General features: G+C 64.5%; 22 protein-coding genes. 11 read left to right on the top strand and 11 right to left on the bottom strand.

Translation table 11 applies throughout. The features are described 5' to 3' along the window. Nucleotides 1–11 precede the first annotated feature (11 nt). On the bottom strand, nucleotides 12–1,211 hold the full coding sequence (tyrS, locus tag ACYJSS_RS28725) for a tyrosine--tRNA ligase (RefSeq protein ID WP_111262223.1): 1,200 nt from the start codon (nucleotides 1,209–1,211) through the stop codon (nucleotides 12–14). Nucleotides 1,212–1,391: 180 nt separating this feature from the next. Between tyrS and ACYJSS_RS28720 the strand changes: the two genes are divergently transcribed. Further along, complete coding sequence (locus tag ACYJSS_RS28720; protein WP_111262224.1) at nucleotides 1,392–2,828, top strand: peptidoglycan DD-metalloendopeptidase family protein; 1,437 nt, start codon at nucleotides 1,392–1,394, stop codon at nucleotides 2,826–2,828. 4 nt (nucleotides 2,829–2,832) lie between these two features. Beyond that, complete coding sequence (locus ACYJSS_RS28715; RefSeq protein ID WP_111262225.1) at nucleotides 2,833–3,924, top strand: anhydro-N-acetylmuramic acid kinase; 1,092 nt, start codon at nucleotides 2,833–2,835, stop codon at nucleotides 3,922–3,924. Between the two features lie 63 nt (nucleotides 3,925–3,987). Here the strand turns inward: ACYJSS_RS28715 and erpA are convergent, their stop codons facing one another. The 3 genes from erpA to ACYJSS_RS28700 all read right to left on the bottom strand — a co-directional run bounded on the left by erpA (nucleotide 3,988) and on the right by ACYJSS_RS28700 (nucleotide 5,516). Further along, nucleotides 3,988–4,338: an iron-sulfur cluster insertion protein ErpA gene (gene erpA, locus ACYJSS_RS28710; RefSeq protein WP_111262226.1), complete on the bottom strand. Its 351-nt coding sequence runs from the start codon at nucleotides 4,336–4,338 to the stop codon at nucleotides 3,988–3,990. Between the two features lie 81 nt (nucleotides 4,339–4,419). After that, entirely contained in the window at nucleotides 4,420–4,833 is a 414-nt protein-coding gene (locus ACYJSS_RS28705; RefSeq protein WP_111262278.1) for a bactofilin family protein, read from the bottom strand. Between the two features lie 5 nt (nucleotides 4,834–4,838). After that, the gene (locus tag ACYJSS_RS28700; RefSeq protein WP_459481124.1) at nucleotides 4,839–5,516 is read right to left on the bottom strand and encodes a DUF6776 family protein; all 678 of its coding nucleotides are present in this window, start codon (nucleotides 5,514–5,516) and stop codon (nucleotides 4,839–4,841) included. 239 nt (nucleotides 5,517–5,755) lie between these two features. On the opposite strand from ACYJSS_RS28700, the gene hemJ reads away from it, so the two are divergent. From hemJ to ACYJSS_RS28675, 5 genes are all read left to right on the top strand, one after another. Continuing rightward, nucleotides 5,756–6,181 (top strand): protoporphyrinogen oxidase HemJ, encoded by a 426-nt coding sequence (hemJ, locus tag ACYJSS_RS28695; protein ID WP_111262227.1) that lies wholly within the window; start codon nucleotides 5,756–5,758, stop codon nucleotides 6,179–6,181. A gap of 30 nt (nucleotides 6,182–6,211) precedes the next feature. Beyond that, nucleotides 6,212–7,174, top strand: coding sequence for an NAD(P)H-dependent flavin oxidoreductase (locus ACYJSS_RS28690; RefSeq protein WP_111262228.1), 963 nt, complete (start codon nucleotides 6,212–6,214; stop codon nucleotides 7,172–7,174). Next, nucleotides 7,171–8,433, top strand: coding sequence for an alanine racemase (locus ACYJSS_RS28685; RefSeq protein ID WP_111262229.1), 1,263 nt, complete (start codon nucleotides 7,171–7,173; stop codon nucleotides 8,431–8,433). The genes ACYJSS_RS28690 and ACYJSS_RS28685 overlap by 4 nt, the downstream gene beginning before the upstream one ends. 96 nt (nucleotides 8,434–8,529) lie before the next feature. Beyond that, complete coding sequence (locus tag ACYJSS_RS28680; protein ID WP_111262230.1) at nucleotides 8,530–9,642, top strand: DUF805 domain-containing protein; 1,113 nt, start codon at nucleotides 8,530–8,532, stop codon at nucleotides 9,640–9,642. Nucleotides 9,643–9,695: 53 nt separating this feature from the next. Beyond that, nucleotides 9,696–10,484, top strand: coding sequence for an SDR family NAD(P)-dependent oxidoreductase (locus ACYJSS_RS28675; protein WP_213628200.1), 789 nt, complete (start codon nucleotides 9,696–9,698; stop codon nucleotides 10,482–10,484). Nucleotides 10,485–10,524: 40 nt separating this feature from the next. Here ACYJSS_RS28675 and ACYJSS_RS28670 read toward each other — a convergent pair whose 3' ends face one another. After that, a complete protein-coding gene (locus ACYJSS_RS28670) occupies nucleotides 10,525–12,006 on the bottom strand; it encodes an AAA family ATPase (protein WP_111262232.1) in 1,482 nt (493 codons plus the stop codon). An 89-nt stretch (nucleotides 12,007–12,095) separates the two neighbouring features. Between ACYJSS_RS28670 and ACYJSS_RS28665 the strand changes: the two genes are divergently transcribed. The 3 genes from ACYJSS_RS28665 to coq7 all read left to right on the top strand — a co-directional run bounded on the left by ACYJSS_RS28665 (nucleotide 12,096) and on the right by coq7 (nucleotide 13,959). Beyond that, complete coding sequence (locus ACYJSS_RS28665) at nucleotides 12,096–12,434, top strand: histidine triad nucleotide-binding protein (RefSeq protein ID WP_111262280.1); 339 nt, start codon at nucleotides 12,096–12,098, stop codon at nucleotides 12,432–12,434. Next, complete coding sequence (locus ACYJSS_RS28660) at nucleotides 12,434–13,243, top strand: formylglycine-generating enzyme family protein (protein WP_111262233.1); 810 nt, start codon at nucleotides 12,434–12,436, stop codon at nucleotides 13,241–13,243. Before ACYJSS_RS28665 ends, ACYJSS_RS28660 begins: the two co-directional genes overlap by 1 nt. A gap of 68 nt (nucleotides 13,244–13,311) precedes the next feature. Then, entirely contained in the window at nucleotides 13,312–13,959 is a 648-nt protein-coding gene (gene coq7, locus ACYJSS_RS28655) for a 2-polyprenyl-3-methyl-6-methoxy-1,4-benzoquinone monooxygenase (protein WP_111262234.1), read from the top strand. Between the two features lie 117 nt (nucleotides 13,960–14,076). On the opposite strand, the gene speD is transcribed toward coq7, so the two are convergent. Together speD and ACYJSS_RS28645 are read right to left on the bottom strand one after the other, a co-directional pair. Beyond that, complete coding sequence (speD, locus tag ACYJSS_RS28650; RefSeq protein ID WP_111262235.1) at nucleotides 14,077–14,871, bottom strand: adenosylmethionine decarboxylase; 795 nt, start codon at nucleotides 14,869–14,871, stop codon at nucleotides 14,077–14,079. A gap of 226 nt (nucleotides 14,872–15,097) precedes the next feature. Further along, a complete protein-coding gene (locus tag ACYJSS_RS28645; protein WP_111262236.1) occupies nucleotides 15,098–15,520 on the bottom strand; it encodes an OsmC family protein in 423 nt (140 codons plus the stop codon). 239 nt (nucleotides 15,521–15,759) lie between these two features. Here ACYJSS_RS28645 and crp point away from each other — a divergent pair, with 239 nt between their 5' ends. Further along, a complete protein-coding gene (crp, locus tag ACYJSS_RS28640; protein WP_021221613.1) occupies nucleotides 15,760–16,404 on the top strand; it encodes a cAMP-activated global transcriptional regulator CRP in 645 nt (214 codons plus the stop codon). Between the two features lie 53 nt (nucleotides 16,405–16,457). Here the strand turns inward: crp and trpC are convergent, their stop codons facing one another. From trpC to trpE, 4 genes are read right to left on the bottom strand one after another with little or no spacing between them, the layout of a single operon-like run. Further along, nucleotides 16,458–17,294, bottom strand: coding sequence for an indole-3-glycerol phosphate synthase TrpC (trpC, locus tag ACYJSS_RS28635; RefSeq protein WP_111262237.1), 837 nt, complete (start codon nucleotides 17,292–17,294; stop codon nucleotides 16,458–16,460). Continuing rightward, nucleotides 17,291–18,340, bottom strand: a complete 1,050-nt coding sequence (gene trpD / locus ACYJSS_RS28630) for an anthranilate phosphoribosyltransferase (protein ID WP_111262238.1) — start codon at nucleotides 18,338–18,340, stop codon at nucleotides 17,291–17,293. Before trpD ends, trpC begins: the two co-directional genes overlap by 4 nt. A gap of 1 nt (nucleotide 18,341) precedes the next feature. After that, nucleotides 18,342–18,935, bottom strand: a complete 594-nt coding sequence (locus ACYJSS_RS28625; RefSeq protein ID WP_236206250.1) for an aminodeoxychorismate/anthranilate synthase component II — start codon at nucleotides 18,933–18,935, stop codon at nucleotides 18,342–18,344. A gap of 10 nt (nucleotides 18,936–18,945) precedes the next feature. Next, nucleotides 18,946–20,433: an anthranilate synthase component I gene (gene trpE / locus ACYJSS_RS28620; RefSeq protein WP_111262240.1), complete on the bottom strand. Its 1,488-nt coding sequence runs from the start codon at nucleotides 20,431–20,433 to the stop codon at nucleotides 18,946–18,948. Between the last annotated feature and the right edge of the window lie 48 nt (nucleotides 20,434–20,481).

Genomic DNA, 20,481 nt, shown 5'->3' with positions numbered 1-20,481 from the left:
AAATGAAAAAATCATTCAACCTTCAACGAGATACGCGCAAACGCCTTCTTGCCAGCTTGGCAGACATGCACGGCGCCACGCTTGAAGATGAAGCCGCGATCAACTACCGCGCCGTCTACACGAACACCACCAGAACCGAGCAGATCACGAGCGACAGCAGCGTTCTTCACCAGCCCTGCCTTATTAAGGACAGAAGCAATCGGCATATCCTCTTCTGCTACCAACTCGATTTCCGGAAGATCCTCAGGGAGCTCGCCCTCCTTCATACGGTTGCCCGCAGAACGATGCGCAGACGCCGCAGCCTCTTCCCCATGGAAGCGAGCCACGATCTCTTCCGCCAGCTTGATCTTGATGTCGCGCGGATTTGCACCCTGCTCAATGTCGCGACGGAATTGCTCGATCTCTTCCATGGAGCGGAAGCTGAGCAGCTCGAAGTAGCGCCACATCAGCGCATCAGGAATGGATACCAGCTTGCCATACATCACGCCCGGCGCTTCCTGGATACCCACATAGTTACCCAGAGACTTGGACATCTTCTTCACGCCATCCAGGCCTTCGAGCAGCGGCATGGTGACGATGCACTGGGACTCCTGCCCGTAGGCGCGCTGCAGTTCACGCCCCATCAGCAGATTGAACTTCTGATCGGTGCCCCCCAGCTCGACATCCGCCCGCAGCGCTACCGAGTCATAACCCTGAACCAGCGGATAGAGGAACTCATGGATCGCGATCGGCTGATTGCTGCTGTAGCGCTTGTCGAAGTCATCGCGCTCCAACATGCGCGCCACCGTGTACTGGGACGAAAGGCGAATGAAATCCGCCGGGCTCAGCTGATCCATCCAAGTGGAGTTGAACGCCACTTCAGTCTTCGCAGGATCGAGAATCTTGAACACTTGGCTTTTGTAGGTCTCGGCGTTGTCCAGGACCTGCTCGCGAGTAAGCGGAGGGCGGGTGGCGCTCTTGCCGCTGGGGTCGCCGATCATTCCAGTGAAGTCGCCGATCAGGAAGATCACCTGATGCCCCAGCTCCTGGAACTGGCGCAGCTTATTAATAAGGACGGTATGTCCAAGGTGCAGATCGGGCGCAGTCGGATCGAACCCCGCCTTGATGCGCAGGGGTTGCCCCCGCTTGAGCTTTTCTACCAGCTCGGACTCGACCAGAACCTCTTCTGCGCCGCGCTTGATAAGCGCCAGCTGCTCTTCAACCGACTTCATGAAAGCCCCGTAACCGCTCGACAAACCAAAAGGGAACCAAACATACAAGATCGCTGACTAATTACAAGTTTTGCGCCCGGGTCGGTACCAACCGGCGGAAGGCAGGATCTTGAGGTTGCCTACGCCGTATTTTGGTTATATTTTAGGCAGTTAGTTCACATTCTAAAAACACCACTCGCCATGACGCATATCGTTCCTAAAGCGCCGCGCTACCCGAAAAGCCATTTGCTGGCCGCAAGCGGTGTAGCTGCGCTGCTCAGCCTGGCTTTGCTGGTGTTCCCGTCTCGTGAAGTCGAGGCGAAGAAGACCTACATCAATCTGGAAATGGAGAACGGCTCCGAAGCCCTCATCCAGGAGAAGGACGACCTCCGATCAGACACCGTCAACGGAGAAGAGGGCAGCTCGCCATTCGCATCCATTGAGCGCCCTGCGGACGACCAGAACAGCGCCGACAAAGACGCGGACAAGGACGAAGCCTCAACCGACCTAGCATCCAGCGAACCACCCAAAGAGCCCGGCCTGCACACCGTAACCGTCGGCAACGGCGACACCTTGTCGACCCTGTTCAGCAAGGTCGGCCTGTCCGCTACCGTTCTGCATGACGTGCTCAACAGCAGCAAGGATGCCAAGGACCTCAGCCGTCTGAAGGTCGGCCAGGCGTTCGAGTTCCGCCTCTCTCCCGAAGGCGAGCTGCAGAGCCTGCATTCCAAGCTCAGCGACCTCGAGACCGTGACCTTGTCCAAGACCGACAAGGGCTATGACTTCAAGCGTGACCTGGCCAAACCGGATATCCACCCCGCCTACGCCCGCGGCGTGATCGACAGCTCGCTGTTCCTCTCCGCCAAGCGCGCGGGTCTCTCGCACAACCTGACCATGGACCTGGCGAACATCTTCGACTACGACATCGACTTCGCCCTCGACATCCGGGAAGGGGACGAATTCGAAGTCATCTATGAAGAGAAGTCAGTCAACGGCAAGCAAGTAGGCACCGGCAACATCCTCGCCGCGCGCTTCACCAACCGTGGCAAGACCTACAGCGCCGTTCGCTTTACCAGCAGCCAGGGCATCGCCAGCTACTTCCGCGACGACGGCACCAGCATGCGCAAGGCCTTCATCCGGACACCGGTGGACTTCGCCCGCATCAGCTCCCGCTTCTCCATCGGCCGCCGCCACCCGATCCTCAACAAGATCCGGGCCCATAAAGGTGTCGACTACGCAGCCCCGCGCGGCACGCCTATCAAGGCCACCGGCGACGGCAAGATCGTCCTGGCCGGTCGTCGTGGCGGCTATGGCAACGCGGTGATCATCCAGCACAGCGGCAAGTACCGGACCCTCTACGGCCACATGCAGGGCTTCGCCAAGGGCATCAAGACCGGCGGCACCGTCAAGCAAGGGCAGATCATCGGCTACATCGGCACAACCGGGCTCTCCACCGGTCCCCACCTGCATTACGAATTCCAGGTCAACGGCCAACACGTCGACCCGCTCGGCGTGAAGCTGCCCATGGCCGATCCGCTGGCCAGCGCCGAGAAGAAGCGATTCCTGCAGATGAGCAAACCGCTGATGGCACGCATGGACCAGGAAAAGGCCACCATGCTCGCGCAGAACAAGCGCTGATCCAATGCCGCGCTACCTCGGAGTGATGTCCGGAACCAGCCTGGACGGACTGGACATCGCCCTGATCGACCAAGGCGAGCGCACTCGCCTGATCGCCTCACACTACATCCCCATGCCCGACTCGCTCCGCCAGGAGCTGCTATCGCTCTGCGCGCCCGGCGAGGACGAACTCGCGCGTGCGGCCCTGGCCGAACGGCGCTGGGTAGAACTCGCCGCCTCAGGCATCGACCTGCTGCTTCGCGAAAAGGGCCTCGCGGCCACCGACATCCGCGCCATCGGCAGCCACGGTCAGACCGTGCGCCACGAACCGGTGCGCGGCTTCACCATCCAGATCGGCAACTGCGCCCTGCTGGCCGAGCTCACCGGCATCACCGTGGTCGGTGATTTCCGCCGCCGCGATGTCGCCGCCGGCGGCCAAGGCGCCCCTCTGGTGCCCGCCTTCCATGAAGCGCTCTTCGACGACCGCAATGGCAACCGCGCAGTGCTCAACATCGGTGGATTCAGCAACCTGTCACTGATCGAGCCCGACCAACCGGTGCGCGGCTTCGACTGCGGTCCCGGCAATGTGCTGATGGATGCCTGGATCCAGCTCAACCACGGCCAAGACTACGATCGTGACGGAGCGTGGGCGGCCAGCGGCCAAGCACAACCGTCATTGCTGGACACACTGCTGGAGGACGACTTCTTCAGCACACGCGGCCCGAAAAGCACCGGTCGTGAACTGTTCAACCTGAACTGGCTCCAGGCACACCTCGCCAAACTGCCGCCCCTCAAGCCCGAGGATGTGCAAGCCACCCTCCTCGAACTCAGCGCCCGCAGCATGGTGGATGCGCTCAAGACCGCCCAGGCCGACACCCTCGAACTGCTGGTGTGCGGTGGCGGTGCCCACAACGGCGCCCTGATGCGCCGCCTCGCCGAACTGCTGCCCGGAACCCAGGTCAGCGCCACCGACAGCCGTGGCGTGCCTGCGGACTGGGTCGAAGCCATGGCCTTCGCCTGGCTGGCCCACTGCTGCCTCGAAGGCATCCCCGCCAACCGCCCGAGCGTGACCGGCGCCAGGGGCCTGCGCGTGCTCGGCGCCATCCATCCCGCTTGAAGCAAACCGCACAAACGAAAACGCCGTGCATGAGCACGGCGTTTCTGCATCAGCGAACAGCGATCAGATCGAGAAGGACGAACCGCAACCGCAGGTAGTAGTGGCATTCGGGTTCTTGATCACGAAGCGCGAACCCTCGAGGCCTTCCTGATAGTCCACTTCCGCACCGGCCAGGTACTGGAAGCTCATGGGATCGACGACCAGGCTCACACCGTCGCGCTCGACGATGGTGTCGTCGTCAGCCACGTCTTCATCGAAGGTGAAGCCATACTGGAAGCCCGAACAGCCACCGCCCGTGACGAAGACACGCAGCTTGAGCCGCGGATTGCCTTCCTCATCGATCAGGTTCTTCACCTTGTTTGCCGCTCCATGCGTAAACATCAGGGCTGTGGGGGTGAAGGATTCGACACTCATGCTGTAACTCTCCCGGCTGGACGCCGCCTTACTGCGCTGTGGCCACGCATTATCCGCTTACCCTAGAAAACTGGTCAACTATTAAGCGTCCGTGTTTTCCGGGCTGGCCGGCGCTTCCAGCAGGCGCTGTGCCTCCTTGATGTGCCCGAGGCGCCCCTCTATCTGCGCCCCCATGGCCATCTCCATGAGCCCGTAATAGAGATTGCCGCGAACTCGCGCCTTGGCGCCCAGCTCCAGGTGTTCGGAGGCGAACACATCGCCCACCACCTCGCCGTCGATGATCACGTGGGGCGCGCGTATCTCCCCCTCCACCAGCCCTTCGACGCTGACCCTGACCAATCCTTCGCTGGCGTTTAGATTGCCCTTGAGGCGACCGTCCACCTGGACAGCACCCTGGAAGCGCAGATCGCCCTCCAGTTCCGCGCCGATGGCGATGATGCTGGTCTTGCCGCTGAAACGCTGCAGATCAGCCTTGGGTTTCTGTTTGTTGAACATGATCGTCATGACTCCTCGTCGATCCACTCGAATGTGCGCTCCAGCGGTTTCTGCTGGCCGTCCACCTGTGCTCGCACCTTTACCTGACGGGGACTGAAACCTTCGGGCAGCTGCAGCTCGGCGAAACGTCCCGCCTCGGGAATCGCCTGGAAGTGCTTGAAGGAAAAAACGACATCCTGCTGCGCCATCTCGCTGGAAAGTGCAGCCAACTCCAGGCTCGCCTCCTTGCCATCCTGGCGACCGATCACCCGCACCTGCAGCGTGCCCTTGATCGGCTGGTCATCCTTGCCGACCCGGCTGAGCATCAGCCGGAAACGGAAGCGCTGCGGCTGGTCCGTGCCGTGCAATTCGAAGGCGCGGATACGCAGTCCCTCCCGGCGACTGTCCGGCGCCAGCACGCCCCGGTAGAACGCCAGCTCCTGCTGCAGCTTGAAAACCTGCTCCTCCATCATCTTGATGCTCTGGCGGCTCTGCTCGTTGGCCTGGTGACCCAACCGCTCACCGCTTTCCAGCACCGCCTGGCGCTGCTGCAACTGATCGAGCGCACGGGTGCGCTCATCCAGCTGCGCACGCAGGCTGTCGCGTTCGGCCACGGCATCCGCCAGGCCCTCGGCGCGCAGCCAGCCACCCACGAAGAACGCCACCGGCAGCGCCAGCAGCAACACCACTACCAACCAGCGCACCAGCCGCTCGCGGCGCGGGTCACTGATTCGGACCTCCCAGCGCGACATCAGCGAAGCACGGCAGAGGGCGACCGGGGAGACAGAACGCCATCGCGAATGGCTAGCTTGGACATCGACCGCACCCTAAGACCGGAAAGCCGCCGATGATAAAGCCGCATCGGCCAAGGGCCAACCGCCGAGGTGACGCATGACCGCCGGAGCCTCTACTATCGGACCCACCTCACATCAGGGAACATCCGATGCTCTATCTCTGGCTCAAGGCCTTCCACATCATCGCCGTCGTATGCTGGTTCGCCGGCCTCTTCTACCTGCCTCGCCTGTTCGTCTACCACGCCTCGGCCGAAGACACGCCCAGCCGCGAGCGCTTCTGCATCATGGAGCGCAAGCTCTACCGCGGCATCATGCAGCCCTCCATGATCCTCACCCTGCTGATCGGCGCCGGCATGCTCTACCTCAATCCCGCCTGGCTCAAACAGGGCTGGTTGCACGCCAAGCTCACCCTGGTGTTCCTGCTGATCGGCTATCACCACGTCTGCGGTGCCATGCTCAAGCGCTTCGCCCGTGGCGAGAACGGCCGCAGCCACGTGTTCTACCGCTGGTTCAACGAAGTCCCGGTCCTGTTCCTGCTCGCCATCGTCATCCTGGTGGTGATCAAACCCTTCTGACCCCCGACTGCCCCATACGAGGAACGCCCGATGTCACTGCCCGCCCTGCTCGAACAACGCCTGCGCATGCCCGTCGTCGCCGCGCCCATGTTCCTGATCTCCGGTCCGGAGCTGGTCATGGCCTGCAGCAATGCGGGCATCGTCGGCAGCTTTCCCGCGCTCAATCAGCGCGACAGTGCAGGCTTCCGCGCCTGGCTCGACGAGATCGAAGCGGGTCTGCAGGCCGATGCCGCCCCCTTCGCGGTCAACCTCATCGTCCACCACAGCAATCCGCGCCTGCAGGCCGACCTGGCCATCTGCGTCGAGAAGAAGGTCCCCATCGTCATCACCAGCCTGGGCGCGGTAAAAGAAGTAGTCGATGCGGTGCACAGCTACGGCGGCCTGGTGTTCCACGACGTCACCACCCGTCGTCATGCCGAGAAGGCCGCCGAAGCCGGCGTCGACGGCCTGATCGCCGTAGCGGCAGGCGCCGGTGGCCATGCCGGCACCTGGAGCCCCTTCGCCCTGGTCGCCGAAATCCGCCAGTTCTTCGACAAGACGCTGCTCCTGGCCGGCTGCCTCAACCACGGCCACGAGATCCTCGCCGCACAGATGCTCGGTGCCGATCTCGCCTACCTCGGCACCCGCTTCATCGCCACTCGCCAGAGCAACGCCGACAGCCCCTACAAGCAGATGATCCTCGACGCCCGCGCCGCCGACATCGTCCACACCCCGGCCGTCTCCGGCGTCCCGGCCAGCTTCATGCGCCAGAGCCTCGAAGCCGCCGGCTACGACCTCAAGCGCCTGACCGACAAGGCCGACATCAACTACGGCGAGAAGCTCAAGCCCATCAGCGACGAGGCCAAGGCCTGGAAGACCGTCTGGTCAGCCGGCCAGGGCGTGGGCGACATCGACGACCTGCCGACGGTCGCAGAACTGATCACACGCCTCGACCACGAGTACCGTGCCGCCACCCAGCGGGCGAACCGCCTCGGCCAGCGCTGGCCAGGATGAAGCGTCGGCACCTGCTCGGCCTGGGCGCACTCGGAGCGCTCGGGCTGTGGGCCATGCGCCCCGGCGACCAGGGCCGCCCCCATGCGCCCTATTTCGCCAGCCTGCAGAACCTGTTGAAACAGGAAGGCGGCGGCGTGCCGCAACTGGTCATCGACCTCGACCGGCTCGATGCCAACGCCGACCTGCTCGCCCGGCGCCTCGGCAAGCTGCCGTTGCGCCTGGTCGCCAAATCCCTGGCCTCCAACGGGCTGCTCGAGTACCTCGCCAAGCGCCTGGATACACGCCGCTTCATGGTCTTCCACCAACCCCAGATCAACCAGTTGGCACAGGCATTCCCAGATGCCGACCTGCTGCTGGGCAAGCCGCTACCGGTCGCGGCAGCGCTCGCCTTCTACCAGCAACTGGGCAACGGCCAGCCCTTCGACCCATCGCGCCAGCTCACCTGGCTGGTCGATAGCCCGCAACGCCTGGCCCAGTACCTCGAACTGGCCCAGGCCCTGCAAAAACCCATGAATATCGCACTGGAGATCGATATCGGCCTGCAGCGCGGCGGCCACCCGGACACCGCGAGCCTGGCGCAAACCCTGCGATTGCTGGCCGACAACCAGCCGCTGCTGCACCTGCGCGGCCTGATGGGCTACGACGCCCAGGTGGCCCACGCGCCCTTCTGGACCGGCAGCCAGGATGCGTTCGAAACCGCCAATGCCCGCTACACGACGTTCATCGAGGCCGCACGGGGCTTCCCCGCCATCTGGCCCCGGCAGCCCTTGCTCAACGGCGCCGGCAGCCTCACCTATCCCCTGCACGCGAAGGGCACGACGCCGCTGAACGAGGTCGCGGTAGGCTCTGCCCTGCTCAAGCCCGTCGAGTTCGATACGCCCCTGCTGTCCAGCCACCAGAGTGCGATCTGGATCGCCGCTCCGGTGCTCAAGGTACAGAGCGGCGCCCTTCCCTACCTGCAACAGGCACAAGGCGCACTCGAAGCCTGGAACCCCAACCGGCACAACGCCTACTACCTCTATGGCGGTCGCTGGCCGGCGCAACCGGTCTCGCCCGGGGGCCTGTCCTATGACGGCATCTACGGGCGCAGCGCCAACCAGGAGCGCCTGATCGGCTCCGCCGGCACGGCACTCGCCGTGGACAACTGGGTGTTCCTGCGTCCCTTGCTCTGCGAAGGCTTGTTCAATCGCTTCGGCGAACTGCGCCTGCTCCGCCATGGCAAGCTGGTCGGCACCTGGAAGCCGCAACCAGCCGCCTGACCGGCTCCGCTTTTTGTGCGGCAGGCCGCTTGTGCCGCAGGGTACGCCACCATTACGCTGTGCCATCCCCAACCAGCCGCCGACAAGGATGCCCGCATGTCCGATGCCCGCTACAAGATCGTCTTCGAAGGAGAACTGATGCCCGGTGTGGCATTGGAAACCGTGAAGGAGAACCTCGCCAAGCTCTTCAAGAGCGACGCCAGCAAGATCGACAGCCTGTTCGGTGGACGCCCCGTTGCGCTCAAGCGCGACCTCGAGGAAGTCGAAGCGGACAAGTACCTGGCCGCCCTGCAACGTGCCGGCGCCCAGGTGCGCAAGGAACAGGACCTCGCCGCCGGCTTCAGCCTGGTGGAAACCGAGGACCACCCCAATCCGGAGACCCTGGCAGCCGTCGAAGCCGAGCAGGACACCGGAACCATGACCTGCCCCAAATGCGGCCATGAGCAGGCCAAGTCCGTCGAATGCCAGGCCTGCGGCATCATCATCGAGAAGTACCTGGCGCGTCAGGCCCAACTGGCCGAAAGCGCCCCGGCAACCACCCCCGCCGTGGCCGGCACCGCGACCTCGCCCTACGCCACCCCGCAGGCGCAGGTTGGCGAAGCGTTGCCGCAGTACTGCGAGCTGCGCCCATTCGGCATCACCGGCCGTATCGGCCGAGTGCGCTACCTGGCCTGGTCCTTCGTGTTCATGATCGCGCTGCTGGTCGTGCTTGGCGTCGGTGCCGGCATCGGCTTCGCCATCCACCCGATCGTCGGCGGCCTCATCGCCACCGTGCTGGGTATCGCCGCCATCGTCGTCAGCGTGCAGATCAACGTCCAGCGCCTGCACGACATCGGCTGGTCGGGCTGGCTCTACCTGCTGAACTTCGTGCCCATCGTCGGCAGTGTCTTCCCCCTGCTGCTGCTGTTCATCCCCGGCACCACCGGCGCCAACCGCTTCGGCGCACCACCGCCGCCGAACACCAATGCGGTGAAGGTCCTGGCCTGGATGTGGCTGGTCATCCCCGTGGTCTTCGGCATCCTCGCGGCCATCAGCATCCCGGCCTACCAGGATTACGTAGAACGCTCCGAGATGAGCAGCTACGAAGCGCCGGCCGACGGCGAGTACGCGCAACCCACCGAGGAAGGCGAGTACGTCGATCCCGCCGAGTCGGCCGACCCGGCTGAGGCGGAAACACCCGCCGAGCAGGAAGAGTTCGAGTCCAACTGAGCAACCTCCCGGGGCTGACGTTGTCCAACCCGGCCCCGACACGGAGATTCGCGATGCCTCGTTTTGCCCTGATTACCGGCGCCTCCAGCGGCCTAGGCCTCGCCCTGGCGGAAGCCCTGGCTCGCCGGGGCCGCCATCTGATCCTGGTGGCCCGGCAACGCGACGCGCTGGAGAGCATCGCCTACGAACTGACCCAGCGCTTCGGCGTGGAAGTGCTCTACCGCACCTGCGACCTCTCCGAACCCCTGCAACTCTCCGGGCTGCTGCATGAGCTGAACCAGGGCGAGCGGGAAATCGACCTGCTGGTGAACAACGCCGGCATCGGCACGTCCGGCCTCTACGTCGAACAGGACTGGAGCCGCGAACAGGAGCTCATCGAGCTCAACGTCCTCGCCCTCGCCCGTCTCTGCCATGAAATCGGCGGCGCCATGGCCAGCCGTGGCACCGGCCAGATCCTCAACGTCGCCTCGGTCGCCGGCTTCCAGCCTGGCGCCTGGATGAGCAACTACTACGCCAGCAAGGCCTACGTGCTCCACTTCTCCGAAGGGCTGCGCGAAGAACTCAAGGTCCATGGCGTCGGCGTCTCGGTGCTCTGCCCCGGCCCGACCCGCACCGCATTCTTCCGGGGTGCGCGGATGGCCGGCGAGAAGCTCGAAGGCAGCAAGCTGATGATGAGCGCCGAGGAAGTCGCCCTGATCACCGTGAAGGCGCTGGAAAAGAACCGCGCCATCATCATCCCCGGCTGGCGCAACCGCCTGCTGGCGATGAGCCCGCGCCTGTCGCCGCGCTGGCTGGTCCGGCGCCTGGCCGGGCGGATCAACAAGGCCTACCTCCCGAAATAGAAGAGGCGCCGCGAGGCGCCTTTCTTCAAGTCCAGCCGTGTCAGTCGGCCTTCACGCAACGCCCGTCCGCCCAGGTCCGCAACTTGGCCTGCTCCTCGGCCATCACCACCGACAGCGGCGCCGTACCCAGCAACTGCTGCAGCAGCAGTGCCTGGCTCACGCCGACCTGGGCCGCCTGCGCGGCATAGAGCATCCCCACCACCGCTTGCTCGATCTCGGCGCCGGAAAAACCGTCGCTGGATGCCGCGAGGACCGGCAGATCGAACTGGGCGGGGTCGATGTCGCGGCGGGACAGGTGGATGCGAAAGATCTCGGCCCGCACCTCGGCGCCAGGCAGGTCGACGAAGAACAGCTCGTCGAAGCGCCCCTTGCGCACCAGCTCCGGCGGCAGGCGGTGTATGGCGTTGGCGGTGGCCACCATGAACACCGGCGCCTTGCGCTCCGACATCCAGGTCAGCAGCGTGCCCAACACGCGCTGGCTCACGCCGCCGTCCTGGTCACCGCTGGCCAGCCCCTTCTCCAGTTCGTCCATCCACAGCACGCAGGGCGCCATCTGCTCGGCCAGCTTGAGAGCATCGCGCAGGTTGCGCTCGGTCTCGCCGAAAAACTTGTTGTACAGGCAGGCGAAGTCCAGGCGCAGCAACGGCAGCCCCCAGAGACCGGCCACCGCCTTGGCTGCCAGGCTCTTGCCGCCGCCCTGCACGCCCACCAGCAACATGCCCTTGGGCATGTTGGTCGGCTTGGCTTCCATGAAGGCGCTCTGCCGCTCGCCCAGCCAGCGCTTGAGGTTGGCCAGCCCACCGACGTCGGCGAAGCGCGCGGTGTCGTATTCGAAGCTGAGCACGCCTTCCAGGTCGAGCAGCTGGAACTTGGTCTTGTTCAGCTCAGGCAGGTCCTCCTGGGTGATGGCGCCGTCATCGCAGATCACGTTGCGCGCCAGCGAACGCGCCTCGCCATGGCTGAGCCCGCGCAGGTTCTTCACCACCTGCTGCAGGGTACGGTTGTCGGTGCGCACGCGAGCGCCACGGTTGCGCTCGCTCCAGCGCGTGGCTTCTTCGCGGACGATGGCCAGCAACTCGTCTTCGCTCGGCAACGCCAGGCTGAAGCGCGCGCTGTAGCGCTGCACTTCGGCGGGCAGCTTCATCGCGTGGGAGACCAGCACCAGGGTCGGCTTGTGAATGGCCTCGGCCATGGCGACTTCCTTGAGCAGGCGCACCAGCTTGGGGTTGTCGTCGAAGAAGGGGTGCAGGTCGCACATCACGTAGAGATTGGGCTGCGGGTCGGCCTTGATCAGGCGCAACGCGGCTTCCGCATCGGTGCTCGCGCCATCGCCTACCGGGTCGCCACCGAAACCGAGCCGCTGCAGGCCCTCGGTCACCGCCCAGGTGAACAGGCCGAGCCCGCGTTTGACCGCCAGGGTGGTCAGGGTCTCCAGCACGCGCTGCTCGTCCCAGGACTCGATGACGATGAGCTTGACCTTGGAGTCCAGCACCAGCCCCAGATCGTGGATGTCGTTCTTCACACAGGCTCCTTGTGCAGCCAGGCAGGCTGGCCGGGATAAACACGCGCCGCTAAACTCGGGGGCTTCTTATAACAGGCCGGAGAATGTCCGTGGACTGTCTGTTCTGCAAAATCGTCGCTGGGGACATCCCCGCGCGCAAGCTCTATGAAGACGATCACGTGATCGCCTTCCACGACATCGCCCCCCAGGCTCCGGTGCACTTCCTGGTCATCCCCAGGAAGCACATCGCCACCCTCAACGACCTCACCGAGGACGACAAGGCGCTGACCGGGCATATCGTCCATACCGCCCAGCGCCTGGCGAAGGAACAGGGCTGCGACGAAGGCTTCCGCGTGGTGATGAACTGCAACGAGCTGGGTGGCCAGACCGTCTACCACATCCACATGCACGTGCTCGGTCAGCGCCAGCTGCACTGGCCGCCGGGCTGATGCGCCGCACGCTACTCCTCGCCCTCTCGCTGCTACCGCTCGCCGCCCTGGCCCAACAGGCCGGCGAGCGCCTGCGTGATGCACTGCCGGACGGCGCCCAGGGCCCCGAGCTGGTGGTGGTCCCTGCGGGCGAATTCCTCATGGGCGATACCACCGGGCGCGGCAACGACAACGAGCGCCCGCCACACCCCGTGGTCATCGAGAAACCCTTCGCAATCGGTCGCCTCGAGCTGACCTTCGACGACTGGCAGCGCTACGCGAGCGCGACCGGCAAGCCGATGCCCGATAACGAAGGCTGGGGCCTTTCCGGGCAGCGCCCGGTGATCCACGTGAACTGGTTCGACGCCCGCGCCTACTGCGACTGGCTCAGCAAGGCCACGGGCCAGCGCTACCGGCTGCCCACCGAGGCGGAATGGGAATATGCCGCGCGGGCCGGCAGCCGTGGCTACTACTGGTGGGGCGACGAACTGGACAGCAGCGAGAGCGCACCACGCGCCCATTGCCGAGGCTGCGGCACGCCCAATGCGATCCGCGGCAAGACCGCGCAGGTGGGCCAGTACCCAGCCAACGCCTTCGGGCTGCACGACACCGCCGGCAACGTCTGGGAATGGACCGCTTCGCGCTTCGTCGCCCCCTTCGACGGCAGCGAGACGCAGGCTGCGGCGCTGCTCGACCGCAGCCCGCGCGTGGTGCGGGGTGGCGCCTGGAACAGCGGACCGGCCTACCTGCGAACCAGCCTGCGTGATCTCAAGCAGCCGGGGCACGACGACTACGCCCTGGGCTTCCGGGTGCTGCGCGAGCTGCAGTGATCCCGGTCAAACCCGGGCAGTTCCGATGGGTTAAACTGCTCGGCATTCTTGCCTACCGGAGGTGCCCCATGGCCACCGAACGCCAGTACTCCCCCGTTGACCGCTTCCTGCTCCAGGCCGATGCGGCCCTCAAGACCCTGCTGCCCTTCAAGGGCCAGCCCTATCGCCCCAACCCGGCGAACCTGCAGGACGAAGCGCCCATGAGCGAGGCGGACAGCCGCCACGTCACCGGCCTGATGCGTATCAACCACACCGGTGAAGTCTGCGCCCAGGCCCTGTACCAGGGGCAGTCACTGACCGCCAAGCTGCCGGAAGTGCGCAAGGCGATGGAGCACGCCGCCGAGGAGGAGATCGACCACCTGGCCTGGTGCGAACAACGTATCCGCGAACTCGGTGGCCGCCCCAGCGTGCTCAACCCGCTGTTCTATGGCCTGTCCTTCGGTGTCGGCGCCGTCGCAGGCCTGATCAGCGACAAGGTCAGCCTCGGCTTCGTCGCCGCCACCGAGGACCAGGTCTGCAAGCACCTGGACGACCACCTGCAGCAGATTCCCGCCGAGGACGCCAAGTCCCGCGCCATCCTCGAGCAGATGCGTACGGACGAAGAGCACCACGCCACTACCGCGCTGGAGGCCGGCGGCCTGCGCTTCCCCGCTCCGGTGAAGTTCGGCATGACGCTGCTTTCCAAGGTGATGACCAAGAGCACGTATAGGGTCTGAAGCCGCAAGCGGCGAGTTTCAAGCGGCAAGCAAACTGCAAGAACGACAAAGGGCGCCCAGGCGCCCTTTGTACTTTTCACGTGCTGCTTGCGGCTTCGAGCTTGCAGCCCCCGCGCGTCAGCGCGGCATATTGCGCGCGTAGAAGATTTCCAGCATCTCGTGCCGGACGCGCTCTTCGACCTGCTTGCGCTGCTCAGCGGTCAGGTTGGAGGTCGCGTCGCCGAACAGATAGTTGTCCAGGTCGAAGTTCTTCAACAGCATCTTGGTGTGGAACAGGTTCTCCTGGTACACGTTCACGTCCGTCATCTGGTACGCGTCCTGGGTATCGTCGGAGAGGTAGTTCTGGATCGAGTTGATCTCGTGGTCGATGAAGTGCTTCCGACCTTCAACATCGCGGGTGAAGCCACGCACGCGATAGTCGACGGTGACGATGTCCGAGTCGAACTGGTGGATCAGGTAGTTGAGCGCCTTCAGGGGCGAAATCACGCCGCAGGTGGAAACGTCGATGTCCACGCGGAAGGTCGCGATCCCCGACACCGGATGGATTTCCGGGTAGGTGTGAACGGTGATGTGGCTCTTGTCCAGATGGGCCAGGATGGTCTCGGGCAGCGGGCCGGGGGACTCCTCGATCTGGCTGTCGGTGGGCGTCACCGGCTGCTCGGAAATGAGGATGGTCACGCTGGCGCCCTGGGGATCGTAATCCTGGCGGGCGATGTTGAGGATGTTCGCACCTATGATGTCGACCACGTCGGTGAGGATCTGGGTCAGGCGCTCGGCGTCGTACTCTTCGTCGATGTACTGGACGTAGGCCTGCTGGTCCTCGGGGGTCTCTGCATAGCAGATGTCATAGATGTTGAAGCTCAAGGTCTTCGTCAGGTTGTTGAACCCGTGGAGCTTGAGTTTGCTTTTCACCGTTGGGAACTCTCTGTTCATTGCGGCCCTGCCGCGTTGTTGAGCATGCCCGTCAGAAGCGCACAGTGACTTCTGCGTAGGACGGTTTACACCTCTTCGCGATGGCGATTGTGGTTATCGGTTCTGGGGCGGAGTGCCCCGGAAAAACGAGGGGGCGCATTATGCAGTCGACGGGCGTCACCTGCCAGAGTCTGCGCCCCGAATATGATGATCGGGTGTACGTCGGTCAGCCGAGCTCGACGATCTCGTAATCATGAGTGATCTCGACGCCGGCGCGCCCGAGCATGATGGAGGCGGAGCAGTACTTCTCGGCGGAAAGCTCGACGGCGCGCTTGACCTGCGCCTCCTTCAGGCCGCGACCCTTGACCACGAAGTGCACGTGGATCCTGGTGAACACCTTGGGGTCTTCGTCGGCGCGCTCGGCCTCGAGGAAGGCTTCGCAGCTCTCCACCGGCTGGCGGGATTTCTTGAGGATGCTCACCACGTCGAAGTTGGTGCAACCACCCAGGCCGATCAGCAGCATTTCCATCGGACGCACGCCGAGGTTGCGACCGCCGCTCTCCGGCGGACCGTCCATCACCACGGCATGGCCGCTGCCGGACTCGCCGAGGAAGAGGGCTTCGCCCGCCCACTGGATACGCGCTTTCATCGCCAGACTCCAGGCTGAAAAAAAGGGTCGCCAGCTTATCACAGCGCCCAGGAGGCGCCGCGTGTCACATACGTTGGTCGTTTAGTTCCCCGGCAGTTGTTACCTGCGTCTCAATTTCGGATCACCGGTCACGGTCCGTCTGTTAAGCTGACGCCGGATAACTGGCACACTTAGCCAGATAACTAATAAGAAAGTGCCTGTTGGACAAAGGCTTACCTTCAAAATTTCGGGACTCGGGCATGGTAGCTATTACCCTCACACCTAAAATCAAGAACCTCGACAAGCTGCTAGCGCACTGTCACCGCCGTCGTTACACGGCGAAGAGCACCATCATCTATGCGGGCGACCGCTGCGAGACGCTCTTCTTCATCATCAAGGGCTCGGTCACCATCCTCATCGAGGATGACGACGGCCGGGAAATGATCATCGCCTATCTCAACTCCGGGGACTTCTTCGGCGAGATGGGGCTGTTCGAAAAGGAAGGAACCGAGAAGGAACGCAGCGCCTGGGTACGGGCCAAGACGGAATGCGAAGTCGCTGAACTCAGCTACGCCAAGTTCCGTGAACTGACCCAGCAGGACCCGGAGATCCTCTACGCCCTGGGCAGCCAGATGGCGGATCGCCTGCGCAACACCACGCGCAAGGTCGGCGACCTGGCCTTCCTCGACGTCACCGGTCGCGTCGCTCGCACCCTGCTGGACCTCTGCAAGCAGCCCGACGCCATGACTCACCCGGACGGCATGCAGATCAAGATCACCCGCCAGGAAATCGGTCGCATCGTCGGCTGCTCGCGGGAGATGGTCGGCCGCGTACTCAAGAGCCTGGAGGAACAGGGCCTGGTACACGTCAAGGGCAAGACCATGGTGGTATTCGGCACCCGCTGAGACGCGCACATGAAAAAGCCGGCAGGACGCCGGCTTTTCCATGTGCACTTCCGTCAGTCAGGATCGACCGCCCGGCTCACCCCGCCACGTTCGGGGAAGAACAGCCGGCGCAACTCGGTGCCAGGTTCCTCGGCCCGCATGAACGCCTCGCCCACGAGGAAGCCGAACACCTCGCTCACCTCCATCAGCTCGACATCGGCGCGATTGAGGATGCCGCTTTCGGTGATCACCAGACGATCGCGCGGAATCCGCGGCAGCAGATCCAGGGTGGCCTCCAGGCTGACCTCGAAGGTGTGCAGGTTACGGTTGTTGATCCCCACCAGCGGGGTGTCCAGCGTATTCAGCGCACGCTCCAGCTCATCGCCATCGTGCACCTCCACCAGTACATCCAGCCCCACGTCCTTGGCGGTCTTCGCCAGTTCGCTCATCTGCGCATCGGACAGCGCCGAGACGATCAGCAGCACGCAGTCGGCGCCCAACGCCCGTGCCTCGACCACCTGGTAGGGGTCGATGAGGAAGTCCTTGCGGATCACCGGCAGCGAACAGGCGGCGCGGGCTTCCTGCAGGTAGGCGTCGCCGCCCTGGAAGAAGTCGATGTCGGTCAGCACCGAGAGGCAGGTCGCACCGCCGTCCTGGTAGCTGCGGGCAATCTGCGCCGGCACGAAGTTCTCGCGTATCACGCCCTTGCTCGGCGACGCCTTCTTGATCTCGGCGATCACCGCCGGCTGCTTGCGCGCGACCTGCCCCAGCATCGCGCGGGCAAAGCCCCGGGGCGCATCGGCGGCGCGGGCCAGGGCCTCGACCTCGGAGAAGGGCACGCGCAGACGGCGCTCGGTGACTTCCTCGGCCTTGCGGGCAAGGATCTTTTCAAGAACGGTTGGGATGCTCACGCTTCATTCTCCACTCGGAACACCGCGGTAAAGGAGGCCAGCTCGTCCAGCTTCTCGCGGGCGAGGCCGGTGTGCAGGGCGTCATGGGCGAGCTGCACGCCTTCCTTGAAGGTGCTCGCGTGGTCCGCCGCATAGAGCGCGGCACCGGCGTTGAGCACGATCATCTCGGCGGCCTTCTGGCCATTCTCGGTCTTGCGCCGACCCAGTGCGTCACGGATCAGCTCCAGCGACTGCTGCGGGCTGTCCACGGCGAGGCCGATCAGGCTCTGGCTCTTGATGCCGAAGTCTTCGGGCTGCACTTGGTACTCGGTGACCACGCCGTCCTTCAGCTCGGCGACATGGGTCGACGCGGCCAGGCTGACCTCGTCCAGGCCATCCTTCGAATGCACCACCAGGATGTGCTCGCTGCCCAGGCGCTTGAGCACTTCGGCAAGCGGGCGGCACAGCGCCTGGCTGAATACGCCGACCACCTGGTGCTTCACACCGGCCGGATTCGTAAGCGGGCCGAGCATGTTGAACAGGGTGCGCAGGCCCAGCTCACGGCGCGGGCCGGCGGCGTACTTCATGGCCTTGTGGTGGACCTGGGCGAACATGAAGCCGACGCCGACGTGCTCGATGCAGCGCGCCACCTGCTCGGGCTTCAGGTCCAGGTAGATGCCGGCCGCTTCCAGCACGTCGGCGCTGCCGGTCTTGCCGGACACCGCGCGGTTGCCGTGCTTGGCGACCTTGCCGCCTGCCGCGGCGACCACGAAGCTGGCTGCCGAGGAGACGTTGAAGATGTTGGCGCCGTCGCCACCGGTGCCGACCACGTCAACCACCCGCGCCATCGACTCCAGCTCCACACGGCTGGCCAGCTCGCGCATCACCGAGACCGCCCCGACGATCTCGTCGATGGTCTCGCTCTTCATGCGCATGCCCATGAGGAAGGCACCGATCTGTGCGTCGGTGCACTGCCCGGTCATGATCTGGCGCATCACGTCCTGCATTTCCTCGGTGGTCAGGTCCAGCTGGTTGACCACGCGGTTGAGGGCTTCCTTGATATCCATCTCAGCGCACCCCGCCTTGTTGCTTGAGGAAATTGGTCAGCAGCTCGTGGCCTTGCTCGGTGAGTATGGATTCCGGATGGAACTGCACACCCTCGATATTCAGCGTCTTGTGGCGCAGGCCCATGATCTCGTCCACCGCACCGTCGGCGTGCTGGGTCCAGGCGGTGATCTCCAGGCACTCCGGCAGTGTCTCGCGCTTCACGATCAGCGAGTGGTAGCGGGTCACGGTCAGCGGGTTGTTCAGCCCTTCGAACACGCCCAGGTCCTCGTGGAACACCGGGCTGGTCTTGCCGTGCATGGCCTGGCGCGCACGCACCACGTCGCCACCGAAGGCCTGGCCGATGCTCTGGTGGCCCAGGCATACGCCAAGAATCGGCAGCTTGCCGGCGAAGTGCTGGATCACCTCGAGGGACACCCCCGCCTCGGTGGGGGTGCATGGGCCGGGCGAAACCACGATGCGCTCGGGGTTCAGTGCCTCGATCTCGGCGACGGAAAGCTCGTCGTTACGGATCACGTGCACGTCCGCGCCCAGCTCACCGAGGTATTGCACCACGTTGTAGGTAAAAGAGTCGTAGTTGTCGATCATCAGCAACATGGGGCGATCCTCAGGCATCGGTCTTGGCGGTCTGTTCGGCGAGAGCCACGGCACGGAACATGGCGCGGCGCTTGTTCAGCGTCTCTTCCCATTCCAGTGCCGGGACCGAGTCGGCGACGATTCCCGCGCCTGCCTGCACGTGCAGTTGGCCGTCCTTGATGACCGCCGTGCGGATCGCGATGGCGGTGTCCATGTTGCCGTTCCAGGCCAGGTAGCCCACGGCACCACCGTAGACGCCACGCTTGACCGGCTCGAGCTGGTCGATGATCTCCATCGCGCGGATCTTCGGCGCCCCGGAGAGGGTGCCGGCCGGCAGGATGGCACGCAGCGCGTCCATGGCCGAGACACCTTCCTTCAGCTGCCCGGTGACGTTGGAGACGATGTGCATCACGTTGGAGTAGCGCTCGATCACCATCTTCTCGGTGACCTTCACCGAGCCGGTTGCGGATACGCGACCGACGTCGTTGCGGCCCAGATCGATGAGCATCAGGTGCTCGGCGATCTCCTTGGCGTCGGACAGCAGGTCCTCCTCCAGTGCCAGGTCGGCTTCCTCGCTGGCGCCACGCGGGCGGGTGCCGGCGATGGGCCGCACGGTGACCAGGCCGTCCTCGACCCGCACCAGCACCTCCGGCGAACTGCCCACCACGTGGAAGTCGCCGAAGTTGAAGAAGTACATGTAGGGCGTCGGGTTGAAGCAGCGCAGCGCCCGGTACAGGTCGATGGGCGCAGCCTTGAAGTCGATAGTCATGCGCTGGGAGATCACCACCTGCATGCAGTCGCCGGCGAGGATGTATTCCTTGATCTCGCGCACCGCCTGCTCGTAGTCCTCGCGGGTCGAGCTGGAGCGGTAGGGCAGGTCCTCGGTCAACTGCAGAGCCGGGTCCACGCCCAGGCGCGGGGTGATCGGCAGGCGCAGCTTTTCGCGCAGCTCGGCCAGCGCGGCCTGGCCACGCTCGAAGGCGTCGGGCGCGGCCGGGTCGACCAGCACGATGGCGTGCAGCTTGCCCGCCAGGTTGTCGAACACCACCACCGCGTCGGAGACCATCAGCAGGATGTCCGGGGTGCCCAGCGGATCGGGGTTCGGGCAGTAGGCCAGGCGCTTCTCGACGTAACGCACGCAGTCATAGCCGAAGTAGCCCACGAGCCCGCCGTTGAAACGTGGCAGCCCCGCGATGGGTGCCACCTGGTAGCGGTCCTTGAAGGCCTCGACGAAGCCCAGCGGGTCTTCGCTCTCCTCACGCTCCACCACCTCGCCATCGACGCTGACGCTGACCTGGTGGCCATGGGCGCGCAGCACGGTACGGCTTTGCAGGCCGATGATCGAATAGCGGCCCCACTTCTCGCCGCCCTGCACCGATTCGAGCAGGTAGGAAAAGGGTGTGTCGGCCAGCTTCAGGTAGAGGGAAAGGGGGGTGTCGAAATCCGCCAGCGTTTCGAAGGCGAGCGGGATGCGGTTGTAGCCTTGGGCGGCCAAACGCAGGAATTCATCGCGGGTCATGATCAGCCTCGTGGGCGAGGAGCCCGGAGGCTCCTGGAGAAAAACGTC

It is taken from the genome of Pseudomonas sp. No.21 (assembly GCF_054558415.1).
This window is presented reverse-complemented; position numbering and strand designations above follow the sequence as displayed.